Origin of the sequence: Roseivirga misakiensis (assembly GCF_001747105.1) — a bacterium.
Classification (GTDB): Bacteria; Bacteroidota; Bacteroidia; order Cytophagales; family Cyclobacteriaceae; genus Roseivirga; species Roseivirga misakiensis.
Genome location: NZ_MDGQ01000003.1, coordinates 448,170 through 468,022 on the forward strand (window position 1 = coordinate 448,170; position 19,853 = coordinate 468,022).

Consider the following 19,853-nt stretch of genomic DNA (forward strand, 5'->3'; position numbering starts at 1 on the left):
AATTGGCTAATTCATTGAGAACGAATCAGCGTACAGCGCTGCAAATTTAGGCCTTTTTGAAAGGTCACCAAATCTTATCTACCTGAGAAACACCCTTATTCCCAGATTGTTGAATTAACATGCTTTTAGAGGTTTATATGTGTTTTAACCTTAATTAACACTGAACTCAAACCCAATTTATTCATGAAGCGTAAGTTTGAACAAGGACATTACACCTTTAGTATGGATTAAAATCGTTTCACGATTTAGAAATCATTAGACATTAAGAATAAATCAAAATATGAAAAATAAGATCGCTATAGTTTTAATCGCATTCTCAAGCGGACTTATAGGTGCTTTTACTTATGAAAAGCTCTCTGACAATTCCGATAAAACTGAGATAATTACTGAAAACCCTATCAGTTTTGAAAAGGCAAATTACGAACCTGCAAAAGTAGATACCTATTCTCCTGGAGCAGCGTTGCCAACCGACTTTAGACTAGCCGCCGATCGATCGGTTAGTAGTGTGGTTTACATTAAAAATATCCAAAGAAGCAGACGAAGCATGAGCTTCATGGAATATATCTATGGTGGCAGAGGCGGATCAGAGAATGGAGTAGCGATTGGCTCCGGGTCTGGTGTCATTTACTCTAAGGATGGATATATAATTACCAATAATCATGTGATCGAAGGTGCAGATGCTATTGAAGTGCAACATGAGAAAAGGAGTTATCAAGCTAAACTGGTAGGCACTGATCCTAAAATGGATATAGCGGTACTAAAGATTGAAGCAGATAATCTACCAGCTATCGATATCGCGAAGAGCAAAGACGTAAGAGTTGGGGATTGGGTATTAGCCGTTGGGAACCCGTTTAACCTTACTTCTACTGTAACTGCTGGTATAGTAAGTGCCATCGGTAGTGAGGCTAATTCAATAAGAGAAAATTTCCCAATTGAACTTTACATTCAAACAGATGCAGCGATTAACCCTGGAAACAGCGGTGGTGCACTGGTAAACACCAATGGTGAATTAGTTGGAATCAATACTTCCATCATTTCTCGTACGGGTTCTTATGCAGGATACGGCTTTGCGGTTCCTTCCGACCTCGTGAGCAAGATTGTAGAAGATTTGAAGAAATATAAAGTAGTTCAGAAGGCATACACTGGTGCGGAAATCATAGAAATAGATGAAGACGTTGCTAAAGAAGAAAGACTAAGAAGCTTAGAAGGGGTATTGGTACAATCCATTAGACGAAATGGGGCAGCCGACAAAGCAGGGCTAGAATCCGGCGATGTGATCAAAAAGATTTCAGGCAAAACCATCAAAACCAAATCGGGCTTCGATGAGGTAGTCAACTCAATGTCGCCAGGTGATGAAATCAACATTGAATACCAAAGAAATAATAGAAGCTATGAGGCCAAGTTAACATTAGAAAATGTTTACGGTAGTACAGCTTTGCTAGACAGAGATAATTTCTTAGACAAAGAAGACATTTATTTCTCTAGTTTCTTGGGCGCTGAATTCAGAAGATTGACAGAAAAAGAAAAGAAAGGTTTACGAACAAACTACGGTGTCAAGGTTAGTAAAATCGACAAGGATCGAGGTTTCTTTAGAAAACTAGATGATATAGAAGAAGGTGAAATAATTGTAGCAGTGAACCGAAGGTCCGTTGATAACCCAGAGGCGCTTGCTGACTACATAGAACAGTACTATGGCAAAATCTACTTTCAGGTTATAGACAAGAGGGGGAGATTAAGAACCGAAACCTATAGGTTCGGTCGGTAGATAGCCAAGAAGCCTTGAAATCGACATCAAGGCTTCTTTTACTTTTCTAAAATTATATGCTTAAAGTCCTTTCGATATTCGGAAGGACTTTTTCCTGTAAATAGCTTAAATGACTTATTGAAGTGAGAGAAGTTATTGAATCCGCTTTCGAAACTCACTTCCGTAATGGCCATCGATGTTTCAGCCAATAACTTTGAGGCATGCACAACTCGATATTCATTCACGAACTTGGTAAAAGTCTTTCGGGAAATCTTCTTAAAGTACCTACAAAAGGCAGGAACCGTCATACTAACCTTATCAGCCATTTCCTCTAAACTGATATGTTCTTTAAAATTGGATCGGATGTGACTGTAAATGACATTCATTCGGTCATTTTCCTTGGCATCTACTGCAAGGGCAACCCCTTCAGCATTGAGTACCTCATATTCCTGTGAATCCGACAAGTCTTTCAATATTGACAATAAACCGATTAAACGGCCATACTGATCTTCCCAAGCCAGTGCTTCAATTTTTGCTCCTACTTTATCTTTGGTACTACCATGAAAAGTCAAGCCCTTCTTTGCCAACTCGAGTAAACGTTTGACCGACTCCATTTCAGGTATTCCAAAAAAGTCATTCCCCAAAAAATCCTGTTTAAACTGTATAACAGTCTCAGACTTATTACCACTAAATCGATCCGTAAAACCATAATGTGGTAAAAATGATCCTATCAAGACCAGTTCACCATCATTGAAGTATGACATGTGTTTACCAATATGCCTTTTACCACTTCCTCCATGCACATAAACCAACTCAAGCTCTGGATGAAAGTGCCAGTTTGCCAAGTTATGTTCACAAGAGCTTGAGTACCTCCTTACTAGAAAGCTACTACCAAATGCTGGTAGAATTTGCTCTAACGACGGCTTAGTATTTACCATGGATTTATTCATATCTCTATTAACCAATGTAAGACTATATAGTTCCCACAACTACCACAAAATTAACCAATTAATGTTCTATTTTACCCAATTAACAAATAACTTCTGTTATATGGGTTAATTTAACATCAATACTTGCCAATTCAGCTGTAGTGAGAGATAGCCCGACCCTATACCTTTGTTATCATAAATTGGTTTAAACTATTAAACAATTGAAACAATGAAGTCTATGAAAAAAGTATTGTTGACAGCCGTGATGGTCATGGTATCAACGTTTGCTATTGCCAACGACAACAAACCAAGTGTTAGAGTAGAAAAGGTAGGGACTAAGACCCTAGTGGTATTCGTTAACGGATCGAAGGAAGGTGAGACACAGATCAAGCTGAAAGATGAGAACGGATTAACATTATATAATACACAAACGAAAGATGGTCTTGAGTTTGCTAAAAAGTTCGACTTAGGTTCTTTAGAAGCTGGTAACTATACCGTAGAAGTAGAAAACGCGATGAGTTTTACTGCAACTCCAGTATCTATTAATAAAGATTCAGCTTGGATCAACAACGAAGATCAAATCACAATTTTAAAACCTGTCTTAAGACAGTCTGGTGAAAAATTGGATATTATTCTTCCGAGTGATGATTGTGATGATGTAATCGTTACAATATTCGACAGCAACTTTAAGAAATTAGCTTCCGAAAACTTTAATGGTGAAGCACTTAAAAGATTTGACCTGTCTCAATTAACAGAAGGTTCTTACACAGTAAAAATGACAACAAAAGGACGAAACTTTGTACAATCAGTTTCAGTGAAGTAGCTAGGAGTTAGTTACAAACAAAAAGGGGCTTAAGCCCCTTTTTTATTTTAAACCAGTTTCATTTTCATTTTCTTCTTTAACTCATCTATCGAGTTACTGAATTTCGAATCCACGTCCATCATATCACTCACGGACTGCACCGCGTGAATTACCGTACTATGATCTCGACCGCCAAAATGATATCCGATAGATTTGAGCGAGTGGTTTGTATACTCTTTACACAAATACATCGATACTTGACGCGCTATCACAATTTCTTTCTTACGTGTCTTGTCCTTTAAGTCTTCAACACTGATTTGGAAGAATTCTCCTACAGTTTTCTGGATGTAATCTACGCCAACCTCAGACTCGATATCGTGAACAATATTCTTGAGTGTTTGCTTCGCCAATTCAAGATCAATATCTGTTTTATTAAGCGTCGCATGGGCGATTAAAGAAATTAATACACCCTCTAGCTCTCTCACATTAGTATCCACACTATAAGCAAGGTACTCAACGACATCATCAGGAATATAGATTCCATCAGACTGCATCTTCCGCATAATGATCGCCATTCGAGTCTCGAAGTCAGGCATCTGCAAATCTGCTGTCAAACCCCATTTAAATCTAGATAGTAATCTATCCTGTAGTCCCTTCAAATCTCTAGGTGCTCTATCACTAGACATGATAATCTGCTTACCATTTTGATGTAAGTGATTAAAAATGTGAAAGAACATTTCTTGCGTCTTTTCCTTGCCAGAAAAGAATTGAACATCATCAATGATTAAAGTATCAACCTGTAAGTAAAAGTTGGTAAAACTCTGAATGCTATTATTACGGATGGCATCGGTGAACTGCGTAGTAAATTTTTCAGAAGACACGTATAAGACAAAATTGTCTTTGCGCTGCTCACTCACCTTATTTCCTATGGCTTGCACCAAGTGTGTTTTTCCTAATCCTACACCACCGTAAATCATTAGTGGGTTAAAAGATGTAATTCCTGGTTTTTCAGCTACGGCAATTCCAGCCGAGCGGGCCAATCTATTACAGTCTCCTTCGATGTAGTTGTCGAAATAGTAATTCGGATTCAGATTAGAGTATCTAGAATCCTTATCTAGAGATGGCATTTTGAAAGGGTTCACCATTTCTGGCTCTACCACCTCTTTACCCCAAGATTTTCCGTTCTGATTTTGATTCTGATTCGGCAGAGTAACCATATATGGTTGATTTTGAACGCTACCACTATCTACAATCACAGAGTATTCTAATTTGCCTTCTGGCCCTAGCTCATTTTGAACACACTCACGCAGTAAATGAACGTAATGTTCTTCTAGATATTCGTAGAAAAACTGACTGGGTACTTGGATGGTTATGGTCGTTTCATTCAACCCTAACGGCTTTATTGGTTCGAACCAAGTCTTGTAACTTTGTTCTTGTACCTGGCTTTTTATAAACCTTAGGCAATCTTCCCAAACCGACTTCTCACTTTTTACCATCAATTCTTTTTGCACTTACACACACCAATACACACTTGGAGGGGAACAAAAATGATAAAAAAACCACCAACATAAAAGGTGATCTGACATGAGAAATGAAATACTTTTCCCCAGATTTAGCGAGCTTATCCACATGATTTTTGTGGATAACCCTGATCATCAACCTTTAAGAGTATTCAGGCAACATTGACACCTCTTGCAGAAATTTTAGAACGGCTCTAAATAATAAACTTTAATTTTGCGAGCGTAAACTTATGGAAATGAATAAACGATTGTTTGCTGATTTTAAGTCGCAGTCTCCTGAGGAATGGAAGGAGAAATTAATTGTTGATTTGAAGGGAAAATCATTTGACGACTTACGCTGGGAAAACCACGGCATTACTGGCAAACCTTTTTATACGAGCAACGACTTACCTCCGGTAATTCCCCAGCTATCAAAGGAGCACCCCAACACAGAGGCCTTCGGCCATCGCTTTTGGGTGAATTATCAGTTTATTCCAGTTAATAATGAGAAAGAAGCCAATCAGAAGGCATTATTAGCACTTCAAAATGGTGCCGATGGACTTTTATTCGAATTAGATAGTCTGGCAGACCTGGAGATTCTATTCAAGGATATTGAACTCATCTATTGCCACGTTTCATTTCGCTCTGAAAGCCTATCAACAGAAGAGATATTCAACCATTACCACAGCTACCTCAGCAATTCTGCTATTGATTTAAATAAGTTGAATGGCTTTGTCGATGGACAAGGATTCCATATTCAAGATATAGTCACGGGTCTGAAGACCATAACGCTAAAAACCTCAGCACAAACCGAAAACTACTCAAAACAAATAGCGCTTTTACTGGGCGAAGTCATTGATATCATTGATCACAAACAACTTGAGGCAGCTGACTTTTTCAACATGCTGTCTATACAAACCCATTTGACAAACGACTATTTTGGGGAGATCGCTAAACACAGAGCATTAAGGCTTGCTGTGCTAAAACTTGCCAAAACTTATGGGCTCGAAATCGAAGAGCCAATGCTGGTAAGCCTAAGCCCTCAGTGGAGCAGTGAAATTGACGATCCACATAGTTTTATGCTCCATGCATCCACCCAAGCTATGGCAGCGATCATCGGTGGAACGGATGGTCTTATTGTGAACCCATTCTATAAGGTATTCGATAAAAATAGCGCCCTTGCCGAGAGGATGTCTAGAAACATTTCGACGATTTTAAAAGAAGAATCATATCTCGCGAAAAATGTCGATCCATCTGCTGGTTCTTATTATTTGGAGTCAATGACAAAATCTTTAACAGACGAGTCGATTGAATTACTCAAAAGTATAGAGGCTAAAGGAGGTTTGAGCCAACTAGACCTTGCATCATTTGTGGAATCTAAAACAGCAACAGTATGAGACCCAATTTAGATTTAATCGCAGACGCTAAGAGCACCTCAAAAAAGGTTTCGAATAACAATGACTGGAAAACTGCCGAGGGTATTAGCGTGCCACCAAATGTTAGTTTCGAAACGATCGAAAACGCTGAACACTTGGGTTTTGGTGCTGGAGTTCCGCCTTATTTAAGAGGACCTTACAGTTCAATGTATACCGTAAGACCTTGGACCATAAGGCAATACGCAGGTTTTTCTACAGCTGAAGAGTCAAATGCTTTTTATAGACGAAACCTATCCGCTGGGCAAAAAGGACTTTCCGTGGCCTTTGACTTAGCTACACATAGAGGTTATGATTCCGATCACCCACGTGTTACAGGGGATGTAGGAAAAGCGGGTGTAGCCATTGATTCCATCCTTGATATGGAAGTGCTTTTCGATCAAATTCCTCTGGATCAAATGTCTGTCTCCATGACCATGAATGGCGCAGTTATTCCCATCATGGCCTTTTATATCGTTGCAGCAGAAGAACAGGGTGTCGATAAATCGAAACTGACGGGAACCATTCAAAACGACATTCTCAAGGAATTTATGGTGCGAAATACGTATATCTATCCGCCCGCGCCATCCATGAGAATCATTGGAGATATTTTCAAATACACGGCAGAACATATGCCGAAATTCAATTCCATTAGTATTTCAGGCTATCACATGCAGGAAGCTGGTGCAACTGCCGATATCGAATTAGCTTATACGCTTGCCGATGGATTGGAATACTTAAGAACTGGTGTTGCTTCAGGGCTAGATATAGACGCGTTTGCTCCAAGACTATCCTTCTTTTGGGCCATTGGCATGAACCATTTTATGGAAATCGCTAAGCTAAGGGCTGGCCGATTGCTTTGGGCTAAAATTGTGAAGTCATTTAACCCGAAGAACCCTAAATCAATGGCCTTAAGAACTCATTGCCAAACCTCGGGTTGGAGTCTAACAGAACAAGATCCCTTTAATAATGTAACCAGGACTTGCGTAGAAGCCCTCGCTGCTGCACTCGGCCATACGCAATCTTTACATACCAATGCTTTGGATGAGGCCATTGCCTTACCTACCGACTTTTCAGCTAGAATTGCTAGAAACACTCAAATCTATCTTCAAAAAGAAACTGGTATTAACCGCGTGATCGATCCATGGGGCGGATCACATTATGTGGAGTATTTGACCGACCAATTGGTTCAGAAAGCGTGGTCATTAATCGAAGAAGTTGAGGAAATGGATGGAATGGCAAAGGCGATTGAAGCTGGTTTGCCTAAAATGAGAATAGAAGAAGCTGCAGCCAGAAAACAAGCAAGAATTGATTCTGGTAAAGATGTGATTGTTGGCGTAAATCAATATCAGGTTGACGAAACCACCGATATTGATTTGCTTGAGGTTAATACCACAGTACGCGATTCACAATTGAAGCGATTGGCAAAACTCAAAAATGAGCGAAATCAAGAAGCTGTAGACCAGGCTTTAAAGGCTATTACAGAAGCTGCCGAAAATGGTACTGGCAACTTATTGGCCCTAGCAGTGGATGCTGCTAGAAAAAGAGCTTCGCTTGGCGAAATATCTTTGGCAATGGAAAGTGTCTTCGGTAGACATAAAGCTGTGACCAAAACCATTTCTGGTGTATATTCAAACGAAGTGAAAGAAAACGAAGATTTCATAAAAGCCCGTGAATTGGCCGATAAATTCGCTGAACTCGATGGTCGAAGACCCCGAATTATGATCGCAAAAATGGGCCAAGATGGTCATGATCGTGGCGCGAAAGTAATTGCCACCAGCTTCGCCGATATGGGTTTTGATGTAGACATAGGGCCATTGTTCCAGACCCCAGAAGAAACCGCTCTTCAAGCAGCCGAAAATGATGTCCATATGATTGGCGCATCAAGTTTAGCGGCTGGCCATAAGACTTTGATTCCGCAATTAATTGGTGAATTGAAACGTTTGGGGCGAGAAGATATCATGGTGATCGCTGGCGGTGTAATTCCGCCAAACGATTACGATTTTCTTTATGAGTCTGGCGTGTCGGCCGTTTTTGGGCCTGGCACCGTCATCGCAAAAGCTGCGCAAGAGATTCTAGAAAAGATGATGGCTGAAGACGAATAAGATGAAGGTGATCGATAAACTGGCTTGGTTAGAAATTAAGGATAATCGTATCCTGGTAGCTAGAAGCAAAGGCAAAGAAGCTTTTTACATCCCAGGTGGTAAAAGAGAACTGGGTGAGTCGGATGCACAAGCACTTATTCGAGAAATCGATGAAGAATTAAGCGTGAAGCTGCATGAAGACTCCTTGGCCTATTATGGTACCTTTTCGGCTCAAGCCCATGGCCATGCCGATGGTGTATTAGTTCAAATGACTTGCTATATGGGACAATATGATGGTGAATTGAAAGCCGCAGCCGAAATAGAGGAGGTCTCTTGGCTGGAATTCGAAGAAATGGACAAAACTTCCCATGTCGATAAAATTATCTTCAAAGATTTAAGATCAAAAAACCTGCTTTAACTCAGATATTGATAAAAAAAGAGAATATCTGTTTTATGGATTCGAAATAATCAGATTTCTTTGCTAAACCATCAGAGCCTCACATGTCGAACATGCAAATCATCGAAGTAATTGATAATAAAGGAGCCAACGAGTTTTTAGACGTGGCTCGTGAAATTTATGTCAATGATACCGAATGGGTTTGCCCCCTTGACAATGACATTAGAGCTGTTTTTGACCCAAAAGTCAACACCTATTTTAACCACGGCGAAGCCTGCCGATGGATTCTAAAGAATAATGGCCAACTGATCGGCAGAATCGCAGCATTTATCAATGAAAAAAAGGCTGACTACGAAGACAAGCGCATTGGTGGCCTTGGTTTCTTCGAATGTATTGAAGATGAAGATGCAGCAAAATTACTTTTTGATACAGCGGTGGCTTGGTTGAAAGAAAGACGCATTAACACCATTGATGGCCCGATAAATTTTGGGGAAAACGATCAGTATTGGGGATTATTAGTAGAAGGATTCTCCTCTCCTTCTTATGGCATGGCTTACAACCCACCCTATTATCAAAAGTTCTTTGAGAATTATGGGTTTAAGGTCAAAATGGAACAAATGACCAACAAATTCTACTTGAAAGAAGGGTTGAGTCCGCGTTTCGTTAAAATCGCCAACTACATCATGGAGCGTAAGCCAAGCATTAGTACGGAACGCTTCGACCCTAAACGCATTGATAAATACGCCGAGGACTTCTTATACATTTATAACGCCGCTTGGGCAGAGTTCGAAAACTTTACACCGATAAAAAAGGAGTACGTTTTAGAGACGTTCAAGCAAATGAAACCTGTTTTAGACCCAAACTTGGTCCAGTTTGCCTATGTAAATGGGGAACCTGCAAGTTTTGTACTGTCTCTTCCAGATGTAAACCAGATTTTCAAGCGCTTTAAAGGGAAACTCAACCTCATTAATAAAATCAGGTTCGTATTGCTCAAAAGGAAAAAAATGATCGATCGGGTTCGGGTGGTTGTGATGGGAACTCATCCAAAATTTCAAGGCATAGGACTAGAATCTGTGGTAACCTACAAGTCCTTTGAATACTGCTTTAATGAAACTCCGCTTAATGAGGTTGAACTGAGTTGGGTTGGTGATTTCAACGACAAAATGATCGCTATTCACAAAGGCCTCGGGGCAGTACCATCTAAAAAGCACATTACTTACCGATTGGAGCTTAACTAAGTTTTCTTCCAAAGAAAAGTTGTTCCGACGATTTGCCGAACACCTCCCACAATGCAATTAGGGCGACAAGGCTGTATTCAACGATAACTACTTCAATTCGATCCATATAATCGCTACCGGCATAATTGGCATAAGTCATAAAAATGAGATAAGACCACAACCAAGGAAACCGAATTTTCGAGAAGACGGCCACTGCGACGAGCGGAATTACATACCAAGGATGAACAGTTGTAGCGAAAAGCAAATAAAGCGTCCACACCCAAACCATTTGACTTGGCCAATGCTTTTTTGGCTTGCTGAGCAGGGAATACAGCATAATGCTACCCAACGTGGCGTACATCATCCATTTACCGGATTTAGCGATAATATTATAACCATCAGTTTCAAAGCCATACCACCTGGCCAAATAATAAATACTACCGTTGAATTCGAACTTTTGGAAGTAGAGCGACATGCTATCTTTTATTGCCCAAATATGCGCGGTGTTGATTAAAGGCAAGAAGGTAATGGCAACGGTGACGCCAACAATTAACCCGTAAATCACAGTTTTCTTGAACCCAATTTTCCTTAATAAAAGCGGAAGAAAGATTAACGGAAGAAATTTGGTAGCCACTGAAAGGCCAAAAAAGACAGCCGATCGATTCAGCTTTTTCTGCTCATAGTTCCAAAGGGCTAAAAGCAAAAAGTAGATGACAATGCCTTCAAAATGGAGGTTTCCTGTTAATTCAAAAATAACAAGTGGATTAAGAACATACAGTAAGCCATATGCTTGAGGAAGTTTATAATGTCGAAGCAATTTTCGGATTAACGAGATAGCGCCTAATTCAAATACTAGGATAATTACCCGAAGAATTACAACTGACCAAACGATCGATCCGGGAGAAAAAAGCACGGAAAGGAAGAAGATTACTTGATTCAGTGGCGGGTAAACCGATAAATACTCTTGCGAATTGAGTTGATCGAATAACGACTGCGTTATTCCCGTCAAATTACCATCTAAATGATGTGCTGGAAGGTATTTATAAGGATCTTCAAAATTAAAAACGAGTCGACCATCCCAGATAAACCGGTAAAAATCATCTGATAACTTAGGGATTGACGCTATTAGAATGATCCGCAAGAGAATCCCCCAATAGTAGGCCAAATCGACATCTTGCTGTTCTGTATTTCTGACAATTGTCAATACAGCTGCAAAAAGAATGGAATAGAGCGTAAGGAGTAGCCAAGTTTCTTCTCTCGACACAAAATAGCCGATATACAGCGTAATTCCGCCTGATAAAACGTAGGCAAGATTTACCCAAGGAGAAGATTTACGAAGCATGCCTTGTATGTTGCAAAGTGTAATAGAACACTAGCAAAAATCCTAAACTCAGCAGTAAGTGGAAAGGAAGTAAGGCAAAATCGTTGAAATAAAATGCTAAGGCCAATCCTCCTGTAAAGTAAAGTCCCAAGAATCCTTCTAGGATAGTGAGTGGATTTATCTTCTTTTTGAAATAGATATTTCCTTTCCAGGAGCCTTTCTTCCCAGTAATATTAAACTTAGGCGTTCTCACGAAAGGTGTCTTTTTACCAATTAGGCCTTCGAAAACTGCCACCGCGTTATGCAAGCTCAAGCCTAGAAAAACTGAAAGTAGCATAAACATTTGAGGCACAAAATCTTTGACTGTTTTCCAAAAGCCCTCCCTCTTTTCTCGGAAACCATTCCAATAAAATATGACCAAAAAGACATAACCCAAAAGGAACATCATGGAGATATCCATAATGGTTTGCCAGCCATCGGACAGGTTTCTAATGAATAGAATCGGGATGCTCAAAAAGGCTGTTAACACTATGCAAATGAACACTGCAGAGTTAAGCAAGTGAAATGTAGCATGAAACTTAGTACCCAAAGATAAAGGTGCTTTCAACACTTTTGGTAATAGCTTTATGCTGGTTTCAGCGGCGCCTTTAGTCCATCGATACTGTTGTGATTTTATGGCACTCATGGCAGCTGGTAATTCTGCTGGCGCTACTGTATCTGGATTGTAGAAAATTTGCCAGCCTTTTAGCTGCGCCCTATAACTTAAATCGAGATCTTCTGTGAGCGTGTCGGCTTTCCATCCGCCTGCATCTTCAATACAAGTTTTCCGCCAAATGCCTCCAGTTCCGTTAAAATTGAGGAAATGTCCTCCTTGAGATCGACCGTTTTGCTCCACAAAGAAATGGGTATTCAAACCGAACGCTTGGAGCTTGGTCAGCATGGAATATTTCTCATTGATATGGCCCCAACGTGTTTGTACCACACCAATTTTTTTATCCTTTTCAAAATGAGGTACACTGTGTATCAAAAAGTCAGGCTCAGGTACAAAATCAGCATCGAAAATGGCAATAAACTCGCCTTTCGCGACTTTCATGCCGTATTGAAGGGCACCTGCTTTAAACCCTTTGCGTTCAGGCCTTCTCACCTGAGTAATGTCAATACCCTCCTTTTTCCACTTTTCAACGGTCTGGGCGATCAAATCGACGGTTTCGTCATTAGAATCATCTAAGACTTGAATTTCTAGCTTATCCTTCGGCCATTCTAGTCGCGCTACGGCATCGATCAATCGTTCAACAACATACAATTCGTTGTAAACTGGTAACTGCACAGTAACCACCGGATAATCATAGTTCTCAGGAACGGTAGCTGGTTTAGCAATTGTCTTTTTTCGCTGCGCTTTTCTATAGATAAGTACCAAGTTCAGCTGAGACAAACTGTATACAAATATGAACGACAAGGCCGCTGTATAGAGAATAATTATGGTTAGTTCAAGCCAATACATTATAGATACTTAAAGATAGTATACAGAATTTTATAGCCCGCTAGTACGGTGCCCTTTACTGTGCCAGATACTTTGCTAACACCTATTCTCCGTTTATAGTTTACCGGTACTTCGGTGGTTTTAAGTTTTTGTCTTGCAGCTTTCACTTGCATTTCAACTGTCCAACCGTAAGTCTTATCCTGCATTTGCAAGGCCAGTAGCTCGTCGAACTTTATGGCCCTAAAAGGTCCCAAATCAGTATACTTGACGCCGTAAAACAGCTTTAGCAACGATGTGGCTAGCCAATTGCCGAAAACTTGAGGAAACGTCATTGAACCTCCCTCCCGATCACCCAAGGCACGCGATCCAATAACCATATCGATATCTTGATCGATGATTGGTTGCACTAATTCCGGTAACTGCTCTGGAAAGTCAGAATAGTCTCCATCAATAAATACTAGAATTTCAGGCTGCCTGCTCGGCTCCGACAAATAATTGATGCCCTTAAGACATGCATTTCCATAACCTGCATTAGTCTCCGAAAGTACCGTAGCACCTGCTTTTTTAGCTACTTCGGCTGTTTGATCAGTAGATCTATTGTCTACTACAACTACCTCTTTGACCCATTCTTTAGGAATATCATTGATCACATGAGCAATGGATTTTTCCTCATTGAAAGCCGGTATTACTACCTTAATATTTGGAATAGCATGTTGGGTCAAACCGTGTGCAAAATTAAAATAAACAGGCACTAATAAGCCACCGACCTATCGATTAGTTCCATTCAAATTTTCATTCAATTTAAAATGTAATCTAGCTGACAAGCGCTCTAACTTAGCAGAATGGCCTGCGGCGAGTCGTTTCATTGGACACAGAACGTTTTAACCTTAACTTGGGAACTAATTAAGTTGAATTTTTATTATATGTATGTACATACAAATTAATTCAAAAGAAAGGACAATTATGAAAACGATAGTACACAAAGCAGAATCACGAGGGTTTGCCGATCATGGTTGGTTAAGAAGTAGACATACTTTTAGTTTTGCTGGCTATCATAACCCAGAACGCGTTCATTTCGGTGCGCTCAGGGTTTTAAACGATGACCAAGTAGCGGCTGGTAAAGGTTTTGGTACACATCCGCATGACAACATGGAAATTGTGTCTATTCCATTATATGGAGACTTGGCGCATAAAGACAGCACCGGTAATGAAAAGGTGATAAAATCTGGTGATGTACAGATTATGTCTGCCGGATCAGGGCTTCGTCACTCTGAATACAATCATAGCCAAGAAGATGAAGTACAATTTCTCCAGATTTGGGTTTTTCCAAAAGAACGAGATATAGAACCACGTTATGAACAGAAAACATTTAGCGCAGAAGACAGGGTTAATAAGTTTCAGACTGTGGTTTCTCCTGAAGAGACCAGCGCTGTTTGGATCAATCAAGATGCATTTTTCAGTTTAGCGAATTTAGACGCTGGGACTGAACTTACTTATGAAGTTAAAAAGCCTGGTAATGGTGTATACTTCTTTGTTCTGAATGGGGAGCTTAGTATCGCGGGTGAAAAATTAGACACTCGAGATGCCGTGGGTGTGAGCGATACCGAAAGTGCTCACTTGAAAGCTAGTTCTTATGCAGAAGTTTTGGCGATTGAAGTACCGATGGCCCTCAATTAAGTAAGAATACGCAGAAAAAGGATCGATAAGAGCCATTCTCGTCATACGAGGATGGCTTCTTTTTTTACCATGCCGGAAGAGGATCGCTAAAAATGTCCCCCACTACGAGTTACCCAAAAGCGTTTCTTTTCAATTCTAATGCTGTTTATAGTTGGATAAGCCGACAGGCTTAATAGCAAATCAAGCTTTACACTAAAAACGCAACACGATGAAACACTTAAAATTTACTTACCTGGCACTTTGCCTCACACTTCTATACTCATGCGAACTGACAGACTTGCAGACACCACCAGATTTAATGGAAGAAAGGGGTTTACCGGAAACGGAAGAAGCTTTTATAGCAGCACTAACTAGTGGTTCAGATCAAAAGTGGGAAACAATATCCTTCACGTTAGAAGGTTTCAGAGGTCTTCAAGGCTGTAGGCTTGACGATACCTTTACCTTTTATGGCGATGGCACTTATCGCTACGATGGTGGATCGTCACTTTGTGGTGACGCAGACGACATAAGAGTTAAGACTGGCATGTGGGAGGTAGATTTTGATAACCTCCAAATCATATTTGATAAAGACACATCCATTGAAGCGATCGCAACACTTCAGGCTAATGTTGAAAACCGTATATGGCTTATTGGCGAGGTAGACATTTTCGGAGAATTTATGGATATCAGAGGTGTCTACGGCATGGTAGATTAAACCAGTCAACCAGGGTTTTACTATTGACCTAATGGGCCGAACATCAGTGTAGTTGACTTCTTCTTTTGATCACTAAACTCACGATTTCACTGTAAATATCACAGAAGTGTCACGTGGACGTCGCTAAACCCTAACACTTTGATTATTAGGCACATTTTTTCGTTTTGCCGCGAACTTTTCTTTCGAACTTGATATTAATGTCCTGAATCCGAGAGAAGGATGATAAAACGAGAATTATGAAAACACTAAGATCAACAGCAAAACTAATCAGCTTCCTAGCGACCATTTCTATACTTGGTGCGTGCAGCTTAGTAGACTTGGAAAATCCACCAGCAGCACCTGAAGTTGAATCACCAATAGGTATACCACAATCCGAAGCAGAACTTATGACGGCACTTACCAATGACGATAATCGCGAATGGCGTGCCGTAACTTTTTCACTTGAAGGTGTGGGGGTTCAACAATGCCGAAGAGATGATATGCTAGTATTCTTCAATGATGGTACTTACCGCTACGACGGTGGAGAAACACTTTGTGGTGGAGCAGACGATCAGCGAATTAAAACTGGTATTTGGACAATAGATTTTGACAACCTGCAGCTGGTTTTCGATGCAGGAACATCAATTGAAGCGATTGCCACGGTGTCTGGTTTATCGGAAAATAGAATCGAGCTACTTGGACAGGTAGATATCTTTGGGCAGCTTTTAGACATTAGAGGTATCTACGAATTTGCTGAATAAGCAGATCACAATCAAAACATTATCAACAGCAGAAAAATGAAAAAATCAATCATAATATTCATTGGCTTACTTTTCGGAGCATTGGCCAATGCACAGAACTTAGACGGATTTTTGGATAAAGCAGATGCTTTCTTCAAAGCAAATGTAGCCAATGGTCTAGTAGACTACGCCAGCATAAAAGCTGACGGAAAAGACTTAAATGGTCTAGTAAATCAGATCGGCAGCTTTGATGCCGCTAGCCTGAGCCCAATCGAAAGAAAAGCGTTCTTTATCAATGCTTACAACATATTGGTGATCAATGGTATAATCAAAGAATATCCTACAAAATCACCTTTGGAAATTGGTGGATTCTTCGATACAAAAAAGCATACGATCGCTGGCCAGCAAATGACATTGAACGAGCTGGAAAAAGACAATCTTTTAAAAGTGACAGGTGACGAAAAACTTCATTTTGTTTTGGTTTGCGCCGCTATTAGCTGTCCGCCAATTGCCACTTTTGCTTACCGACCAGAGAATTTGGATGCCCAAATCTTAGAACGAACTAAAATGGCGCTATCCAACGATGAATTCATTCAGGTAAATGATGACAAAAAATCTGTGGGACTTTCTGAAATCTTCAAATGGTATCCTGGAGATTTTAAGGATAAAGCAGACAATATCATCGCATATATCAATCAGTATAGAACTAATAAGATACCGTCTTCTTACAAAACTACTTATTACACCTACAACTGGACTGTTAACGCACAAGCGTCAAAAAAAGATAACGAGCCTACTTCAAACCTTCAGGTGTTTACGCCCTCTGTACTCTTGAAAAAAGGACAAGTAGAGCTCAGGTCATTTTATAACATTTACACCCAGAACAGTGTAAGAAACAGAGAAGGCAATAGCGTTGCGCTAGAGGATCGTCAAAGCTTTTTTAATGTTCAATACTCGTTTAACTACGGGATTACAAAATCAGCAAGATTAAATGTAGGAGTCGATGTAATTGTGAGTTCTTTCTCCGATGGCAGCTTCCTTTCACCAGTTTTTCAATCGGGCGATAGAAATGAGGTAGCCTTAGCTGCCTTTGGCCCGGTGGTGAGATTTTCACCATTCAAAAAGCTACCGAACTTATCAATCAGGTCTGCTTTTTGGTTTCCAGGTGCGAGTAATCTCGAAGATAGAAATGGCGTATTCGTAAACCACGATCGTTATACCTCCTTTACACAGTTATTTTACGATATGGAATTAAACACTAGTTGGAGACTCTTCTTAGAGGCAGATTTACTGTACAGGTTTGCCCGAAGAGATGATCAAGTGGATTTCTTCAGAACACCATTAACAGGTATTCTATCTTATTTCCTCCCGAATGGTAAAGCGTCACTATTCGCATTGTATCAGTATTCTCCTCGTTTCGAACGCCTTGACAATGGGTTTGATAGTCAGTTTGGTTTATCTCAATGGTTTCAGCAAGCAGGTGTAGGATTCAAATATCAACTGAATAGTAAACTAGAACTGGAAGCGTCTTACTCCAACTTTTTTGCATCAAGAAATGATGGTGGTGGACAAACATTCAACCTCGGCTTTAGATGGTTGAAATAGTTCAATAGATGAAAAATAGAATTTAGCTTAGAAAATAGATTCATAGTTGATTAAGGGATGTCGCCTCTGAAAAGGGCGACATTTTTTTTATGCCCTGATGCGAACCCACTTTAATTCAAGAAAGAAATCAAAGCTGTTGAAATTATCTCGGTTAAATTTGTGGCATGAAAACCGACTATAATCTCCGTGAGATAACACTTGCTGCTTTTGAACAATTCTTGACCGTTGAAGATAATGACGCTGAAAAAAAGCCAGCCTATGACAAATGGTCGGCAAAACAGATTATGGGCCACCTAATTGATTCGGCAATTAACAATCAAGGCCGATTTGTAAAGGCTCAGCAGTCAGACAGCTTGATTGGAGAAGGCTACGACCAAGAAGCTTGGGTAGAAGTCCAGAACTATCAATCAATGAACTGGCACGACATTTTGATCTTATGGCGACAGTTAAACCTGCACATGTCTAGCCTAATGGAACAAACTCCCGATGATGTTAGAAGTAAAGAAAGAATTCAGCATAACTTACATGAGATAGCTTTCTACACTGTACAACAAAATCAACCGACAACTTTAGATTACTTTATGCAAGATTATGTGGTCCACGTAAAACATCACTTAGGGCAAGTCCGCGATGTTTTGAGTATGGATGATGTGTAAAAAGTATTAAGTAATGAGTATTGAGACTTTTTAAATCGGCTCGATTGATTAACCGATTGTAGTCTATTTCTAAATAAAAAAAGGCTATTCCAACTCATTGGAATAGCCTTTTCTAGTCTAAGTACCATATACCAAGTACTTGGTACTAATTACCCAATACTAAGCACTTAATACCCTTTCTAATTACTCACCTTAATACTTTCATTACCGATAATGATTGGTGGTAAATCAGTCCTTCCTTGCTCTGGGCCATTCTCTAGGTTCAAAACACCTCTTGGACATACTGCAGAACAGACGCCACAACCCACACAACTTGCTCTTACAATGTTCTGCCCCTTTTGTGCATAAGACCTAACATCAATTCCTTGCTCACAATACGTAGAACAGTTACCACATGAGATACACTGGCCGCCATTCGTAGTAATTCTAAATCTAGACTTAAAGCGTTGAATAATGCCCATATAGCCAGCCATCGGACAGCCAAAGCGACACCAAACACGGTTGCCAAGCATCGGATAAAAACCAACCCCAATGACACCCGAGAAAGTTGCTCCAATTAGGAAACCGTATGGCTGCTGAAAAGTCTTGTAGATGTTCAGACCAAAGACTTCTCCGGTGTTCCAGAAATATCCGTAAATGGTGGCAGCAGTCATTACGAAAACGAAAACCATAACGGAGTGGATCAACCACCTTTCAAGTCTCCATGCGCTTAATTTTTTTGATGATAGGTGTCTGAATGGATCTCCAGCAGTTTCAGCTAGTCCTCCACAGCCACATACCCATGAGCAGTACCACCTTTTACCCACGTAGTAAGTAATGATAGGGGTAACAACCAGAAACATGGCAATACCGATGATTAGGTAAAGTGTTCCTACCGGCTGATATGATGGTTCTTGAAAGGCATTGAGTTGCCAATCGTAAAAGAAATCATAATCTAAGGGCCAAGAATTCTTTAAGTCTGTATTGAAGTAGCCTAGATACTCTCCGCTTGCCGTTGTGACATCATTATAATTTAGACCAGCGAGTATCTCTGGGATGAGGTAAGCCAGAAATAACTGGCTAGCAATCACCACGAGTGTTCTCACGAACTGGTATCGATTATGGCGGTACTTAAAAAGAAATTTAACGCCAAGTGCGGTAATACAAAGGGTGTATAGCGTACCATATAAAAACCATTGACTCGCAGGTTTTCCTTTAAAAAACATACTCAAAGGATCGAATAAGGCCACAAAACCCTCATTGCCCGACGCTTTAAAACCGATGTATTCTGGAAACCAGTACAGCAATACATAAAACCCTGTAAGCACAATACCTGCTACCCAACCTAACACACCTCTGCTTGTCAGACTCCTAAACCAAACGCCATTATTTTTAATACCTTCTGGTTGGTTTAAATAGAGTCGTGCAGAGTAAATAACTGTACCAACCAAAATACCCAATAGAGCGATGGGAAGGCCAATTGATGGTGGAATAGCTACACCGCCCCATGATAAAAAAAGGACTAATACTCCCAAACCAGCAAGTGCTAAGCCAGCTTTCTGGACAACATCTGCGTCCTTTAAGTCAGGGTTAGCGATAGATAAACTTGGATCTACTGATGACATATTTCTTGTAATT

General features: G+C 40.2%; 17 protein-coding genes. 11 read left to right on the forward strand and 6 right to left on the reverse strand.

Annotated elements, in window-relative coordinates; genetic code table 11:
- Positions 1 to 280: 280 nt before the first annotated feature.
- Positions 281 to 1,765, forward strand: coding sequence for a S1C family serine protease (locus tag BFP71_RS02260; protein WP_069833829.1), 1,485 nt, complete (start codon positions 281 to 283; stop codon positions 1,763 to 1,765).
- Between the two features lie 38 nt (positions 1,766 to 1,803).
- On the opposite strand, the gene BFP71_RS02265 is transcribed toward BFP71_RS02260, so the two are convergent.
- A complete protein-coding gene (locus BFP71_RS02265) occupies positions 1,804 to 2,682 on the reverse strand; it encodes an AraC family transcriptional regulator (RefSeq protein ID WP_069834535.1) in 879 nt (292 codons plus the stop codon).
- 229 nt (positions 2,683 to 2,911) lie between these two features.
- Here BFP71_RS02265 and BFP71_RS02270 point away from each other — a divergent pair, with 229 nt between their 5' ends.
- Positions 2,912 to 3,496: a hypothetical protein gene (locus BFP71_RS02270; protein ID WP_141719654.1), complete on the forward strand. Its 585-nt coding sequence runs from the start codon at positions 2,912 to 2,914 to the stop codon at positions 3,494 to 3,496.
- Positions 3,497 to 3,543: 47 nt separating this feature from the next.
- On the opposite strand, the gene dnaA is transcribed toward BFP71_RS02270, so the two are convergent.
- On the reverse strand, positions 3,544 to 4,971 hold the full coding sequence (gene dnaA, locus BFP71_RS02275; protein WP_069834536.1) for a chromosomal replication initiator protein DnaA: 1,428 nt from the start codon (positions 4,969 to 4,971) through the stop codon (positions 3,544 to 3,546).
- A gap of 260 nt (positions 4,972 to 5,231) precedes the next feature.
- Between dnaA and BFP71_RS02280 the strand changes: the two genes are divergently transcribed.
- From BFP71_RS02280 to BFP71_RS02295, 4 genes are all read left to right on the forward strand, one after another.
- The gene (locus BFP71_RS02280; protein ID WP_176723302.1) at positions 5,232 to 6,371 is read left to right on the forward strand and encodes a methylmalonyl-CoA mutase family protein; all 1,140 of its coding nucleotides are present in this window, start codon (positions 5,232 to 5,234) and stop codon (positions 6,369 to 6,371) included.
- Positions 6,368 to 8,491, forward strand: coding sequence for a methylmalonyl-CoA mutase (gene scpA / locus BFP71_RS02285; RefSeq protein ID WP_069833832.1), 2,124 nt, complete (start codon positions 6,368 to 6,370; stop codon positions 8,489 to 8,491). The genes BFP71_RS02280 and scpA overlap by 4 nt, the downstream gene beginning before the upstream one ends.
- 1 nt (position 8,492) lies before the next feature.
- A complete protein-coding gene (locus BFP71_RS02290; RefSeq protein WP_069833833.1) occupies positions 8,493 to 8,888 on the forward strand; it encodes an NUDIX hydrolase in 396 nt (131 codons plus the stop codon).
- 92 nt (positions 8,889 to 8,980) lie between these two features.
- A complete protein-coding gene (locus BFP71_RS02295) occupies positions 8,981 to 10,105 on the forward strand; it encodes a hypothetical protein (RefSeq protein ID WP_069833834.1) in 1,125 nt (374 codons plus the stop codon).
- Here the strand turns inward: BFP71_RS02295 and BFP71_RS02300 are convergent.
- The 3 genes from BFP71_RS02300 to BFP71_RS02310 are packed head-to-tail and all read right to left on the reverse strand — an operon-like array spanning position 10,098 to position 13,607.
- Positions 10,098 to 11,426: a hypothetical protein gene (locus tag BFP71_RS02300; protein WP_069833835.1), complete on the reverse strand. Its 1,329-nt coding sequence runs from the start codon at positions 11,424 to 11,426 to the stop codon at positions 10,098 to 10,100. The two genes, BFP71_RS02295 and BFP71_RS02300, sit on opposite strands and share 8 nt — an antisense overlap.
- Positions 11,416 to 12,906 (reverse strand): cellulose synthase family protein, encoded by a 1,491-nt coding sequence (locus BFP71_RS02305; protein WP_069833836.1) that lies wholly within the window; start codon positions 12,904 to 12,906, stop codon positions 11,416 to 11,418. Before BFP71_RS02305 ends, BFP71_RS02300 begins: the two co-directional genes overlap by 11 nt.
- Positions 12,906 to 13,607 (reverse strand): glycosyltransferase family 2 protein, encoded by a 702-nt coding sequence (locus BFP71_RS02310; protein ID WP_245701804.1) that lies wholly within the window; start codon positions 13,605 to 13,607, stop codon positions 12,906 to 12,908. Before BFP71_RS02310 ends, BFP71_RS02305 begins: the two co-directional genes overlap by 1 nt.
- A gap of 241 nt (positions 13,608 to 13,848) precedes the next feature.
- Here BFP71_RS02310 and BFP71_RS02315 point away from each other — a divergent pair, with 241 nt between their 5' ends.
- From BFP71_RS02315 to BFP71_RS02335, 5 genes are all read left to right on the forward strand, one after another.
- The gene (locus tag BFP71_RS02315; RefSeq protein ID WP_069834538.1) at positions 13,849 to 14,562 is read left to right on the forward strand and encodes a pirin family protein; all 714 of its coding nucleotides are present in this window, start codon (positions 13,849 to 13,851) and stop codon (positions 14,560 to 14,562) included.
- Positions 14,563 to 14,770: 208 nt separating this feature from the next.
- Complete coding sequence (locus BFP71_RS02320; RefSeq protein WP_069833837.1) at positions 14,771 to 15,256, forward strand: lipocalin-like domain-containing protein; 486 nt, start codon at positions 14,771 to 14,773, stop codon at positions 15,254 to 15,256.
- Positions 15,257 to 15,492: 236 nt separating this feature from the next.
- Positions 15,493 to 15,996 (forward strand): lipocalin-like domain-containing protein, encoded by a 504-nt coding sequence (locus BFP71_RS02325; protein WP_069833838.1) that lies wholly within the window; start codon positions 15,493 to 15,495, stop codon positions 15,994 to 15,996.
- A 36-nt stretch (positions 15,997 to 16,032) separates the two neighbouring features.
- Positions 16,033 to 17,580, forward strand: a complete 1,548-nt coding sequence (locus tag BFP71_RS02330) for a DUF547 domain-containing protein (protein ID WP_069833839.1) — start codon at positions 16,033 to 16,035, stop codon at positions 17,578 to 17,580.
- Positions 17,581 to 17,744: 164 nt separating this feature from the next.
- Positions 17,745 to 18,236 carry a DinB family protein gene (locus BFP71_RS02335; RefSeq protein WP_069833840.1) on the forward strand — a complete coding sequence of 164 codons (492 nt, stop codon included), beginning with the start codon at positions 17,745 to 17,747 and terminating at the stop codon, positions 18,234 to 18,236.
- Positions 18,237 to 18,415: 179 nt separating this feature from the next.
- On the opposite strand, the gene BFP71_RS02340 is transcribed toward BFP71_RS02335, so the two are convergent.
- Positions 18,416 to 19,840 (reverse strand): 4Fe-4S binding protein, encoded by a 1,425-nt coding sequence (locus BFP71_RS02340; RefSeq protein WP_069833841.1) that lies wholly within the window; start codon positions 19,838 to 19,840, stop codon positions 18,416 to 18,418.
- Positions 19,841 to 19,853: the final 13 nt, after the last annotated feature.